1 protein-coding gene is annotated in these 3,779 nt (G+C 71.0%); it reads left to right on the top strand.

Annotation, left to right across the window (positions count from 1 at the left end):
* Nucleotides 1-3,779, top strand: a 3,779-nt coding sequence (locus AB0B72_RS40035; RefSeq protein WP_367745020.1) for a beta-ketoacyl synthase N-terminal-like domain-containing protein, incomplete at both ends; no start/stop codon positions are given.

Genomic DNA, 3,779 nt, shown 5'->3' with positions numbered 1-3,779 from the left:
GGGGTGTCGTTGGCGTGGGGGTTGTGGGAGCAGGACGCGGGGATGGGGGCCGGTGCCGGGCGGGTGGCCCGGGGCGGTGTGGGTGCCCTGACGGCGGGTGAGGGGCTGGCGCTGTTCGATGCGGCGTTGGCGGTGGATCGGCCGGTGGTGGTGCCGATCAAGCTCGATCTGGGGGTGATGGCCGGGGGCATGGTGCCTGCCGTGCTGCGCGGCCTGGTGCGGGGTGGAAGCCGGCGGATGGCCTCGGCGGGTGGCGTGGGGACTTCGGCGCTGGCGGAGCGTCTGGCCGCGTTGCCCGACGCCGAGCGGGACAAGGTCATCCTCGACCTGGTCAGGAGCCAGGTGGCGGCTGTCTTGGGGCACGCCTCACCGGAGGGGATCGAGCCGGGCAAGGCGTTCAAGGAACTGGGCTTCGACTCCCTCACCGCGGTCGAGCTGCGCAACCACCTCAAGGCCGCGACCGGGCTCAAACTCCCCGCCACACTCGTCTTCGACTACCCGACTCCGGTCGTCCTGGCCGAGCACCTGGCGGCCGAGCTTCTCGGCGCCAGAGGCGCGGAAGAGCGGCAGACGGTGGCGGCCGTCTCCCACGACGAGCCGATCGCGATCGTCGGGATGAGCTGCCGGTATCCGGGTGGGGTGGCCTCGCCTGAGGATCTGTGGCGGCTGGTCTCCTCCGGTGGTGACGGCATCACGGCCTTCCCGGCCGACCGTGGCTGGGACGTCGCTTTCGACGACGACCCCGACCGGCAGGGCGCGAGCTCCACCCGCGAAGGCGGCTTCCTCCACGATGCGGGCCAGTTCGATGCGGGGTTCTTCGGGATTTCGCCGCGTGAGGCGCTGGCGATGGATCCGCAGCAGCGGCTGTTGCTGGAAGCCTCCTGGGAGGCGTTCGAGCGGGCGGGGATCGACCCGGCGACGATTCGCGGCAGCCGTACCGGTGTGTTCGCCGGGGTGATGTATCACGACTATGCCTCTCGTCTTCCTGCCGTGCCTGAGGGGATCGAGGGGTATCTGGGCACCGGTAACTCGGGGAGCATCGCCTCGGGCCGGGTGGCGTACACCTTCGGGCTCGAAGGCCCTGCCGTCACCATCGACACGGCCTGCTCCTCCTCCCTCGTCGCCCTCCACTGGGCCTGCCAGGCCCTGCGCCAGAGCGAATGCACGATGGCGCTGGCGGGCGGCGTCACGGTCATGGCGTCGCCCGGGGCGTTCATCGACTTCAGCCGGCAGCGCGGTCTGGCGGCCGACGGCCGGTGCAAGGCGTTCTCCGCCGACGCCGACGGCACCGGCTGGTCGGAGGGCGTGGGCATGCTGCTGCTTGAGCGGCTGTCGGACGCCGAGCGGAACGGCCATCAGGTGCTCGCGGTCGTGCGCGGCACGGCCATCAACCAGGACGGTGCTTCGAATGGGTTGACGGCGCCGAACGGTCCGTCGCAGCAGCAGGTGATCCGGCAGGCGCTGGCCAACGCCCGGCTCACGGTGCGTGACGTGGACGCGGTGGAGGCGCACGGCACCGGCACGACGCTGGGCGACCCGATCGAGGCCCAGGCGCTCCTCGCCACCTACGGCCAGGAGCGGGAGACGCCGCTGTATCTCGGTTCGCTGAAGTCGAACATCGGGCATTCGCAGGCGGCGGCCGGTGTCGGCGGGATCATCAAGATGGTCATGGCGATGCGCCACGGCGTCCTGCCGAAGACCCTGCACGTCGGCGAGCCGACCCCGCACGTGGACTGGACGGCGGGCGACGTCGAGCTGCTGACCGAGGCCCGGCCCTGGCCTTCGACCGACCGTCCGAGGCGGGCCGGCATCTCCTCCTTCGGGTTCAGCGGCACCAACGCCCACGCCATCGTCGAGCAGGCATCCTCGGCTGAGCCCGCGCGGCCGGAGCGGTCAGGTCTCCCGATCGTGCCGTGGGTGCTGTCCGGCCGCGACGAGCGGGTCCTGCGGGACCAGGCCGTACGGCTGCGCGCGCATCTGGCCGAGCACCCGGGGCTCGACCTCGCCGACGTGGGCCACACGCTGGCGACGGGCCGCTCCGCCTTCGAGCACCGTGCGGTGGTGCTGGGCAAGGACCGCGATGCGCTCGTGGCCGGGCTGGGGGTGCTGGCCCGTGGGGAGACCTCTCCCGACGTGGTTCAGGGTGTCGCATCTTCAGGCAAGGTGGCGTTCCTGTTCACCGGTCAGGGGTCTCAGCGGGCCGGGATGGGCCGGGAGCTGTATGAGACGTATCCGGTGTTCGCCGAGGCGTACGACCGGGTGTGCGCTCATCTGCCCGCCATCGACGGTGAGCTGCTGGATCGTACGGAGTTCACCCAGCCGGCGTTGTTCGCGATCGAGGTGGCGCTGTTCCGCCTCGTGGAGTCGTGGGGCATCGTCCCGGACTTCCTGGCCGGGCATTCCATCGGGGAGATCGCCGCGGCGCACGTGGCCGGGGTGCTGTCCCTGGAGGACGCCTGCACGCTGGTCACCGCCCGAGGCCGGCTGATGCAGGCCCTTCCCGAGGGCGGGGCGATGGTCGCGATCCAGGCCTCGGAGGAGGAGGTCCTGCCGCATCTCACCGACCGGGTGAGCGTCGCCGCCGTCAACGGCCCTTCATCGGTCGTCATCGCCGGTGAGGAGGACGCCGTCGCCACGGTGGTCGCGGCTTTCGACGGCCGCAAGTCGAAGCGGCTGAAGGTCAGCCATGCCTTCCACTCCCCGCTGATGGACCCGATGCTGGACGACTTCCGCCGGGTCGCCGAATCTCTGAGCTACAACCCGCCTCAGATCCCGATCACGTTCGGCTGGGATGCCGACTACTGGGTCGCCCACGTCCGTCAGCCGGTGCGGTTCCTGGACACCATGCGGACGCTGGAAGCCGAGGGCGTGCGTGTCTTCCTGGAGCTCGGTCCCGACGCCGTACTGACCGCGATGGGCCAAGACTGCGCCGAAGGAATCTTCATCCCCGCCCTCCGCAACGGCAGAGCCGAGCCGGAAACCATCATGTCGGCCCTGGCGCGGCTCCATGTCGCGGGCTCCACCCCGGACTGGGACGCCGTCTTCCCCCACGCACGCAGGGTCGACCTGCCCACCTACGCCTTCCAGCGTGAGCGCTACTGGCTGGAGGCGCCCCCGCATCTCGCGGGCACGGCCGGCGCCGCCGGTCTTGGCCTGGCCTCCGCCCATCATCCGCTGCTGGGCGCGACCGTGGCGCCGGCCGACGGCGACGGACTCCTGCTGACCGGCAGGCTGTCGCTCCAGTCGCATCCGTGGCTGGCCGATCATGCGGTGCTGGGGTCGGTGATTCTGCCGGGGGCTGCGTTTGTGGAGCTGGTGGTCCGGGCCGGTGATCAGGTCGGGTGCTCGCATATTGAGGAGTTGACGTTGCGGGCGCCGCTGGTTCTGCCCGAGCGAGGCGCGGTCCAGCTTCAGGTGGTGGTGGGCGCCGCCGACGAGTCGGGACGCCGGCCGGCGGAGATCTACTCGCGTTCGGAAGGGGCGCAGGCCGAGACGGCGTGGACGCGTCACGCGAGTGCGGTGCTGGCTTCGGGTGGTCCGGTTGAGGACTTCGGGTTTGAGGTGTGGCCCCCGGCCGACGCCACGCCGCTCGATGTGGACGGGCACTACGACCGGCTCGCCGAGATGGGCTTCGGGTACGGCCCCGCGTTCGCGGGTCTCAAGGCGGCGTGGCGCCGGGGTGATGAGGTGTTCGCCGAGGTCGCGTTGCCGGATGGGGTGAGTGGGTCGGGGTTTGGTCTGCATCCGGCGTTGCTGGATGCGGCGTTGCATGCGATCAG

Source organism: Microbispora sp. NPDC049125 (assembly GCF_040802045.1).
Classification (GTDB): Bacteria; Actinomycetota; Actinomycetes; order Streptosporangiales; family Streptosporangiaceae; genus Microbispora.
This window is presented reverse-complemented; position numbering and strand designations above follow the sequence as displayed.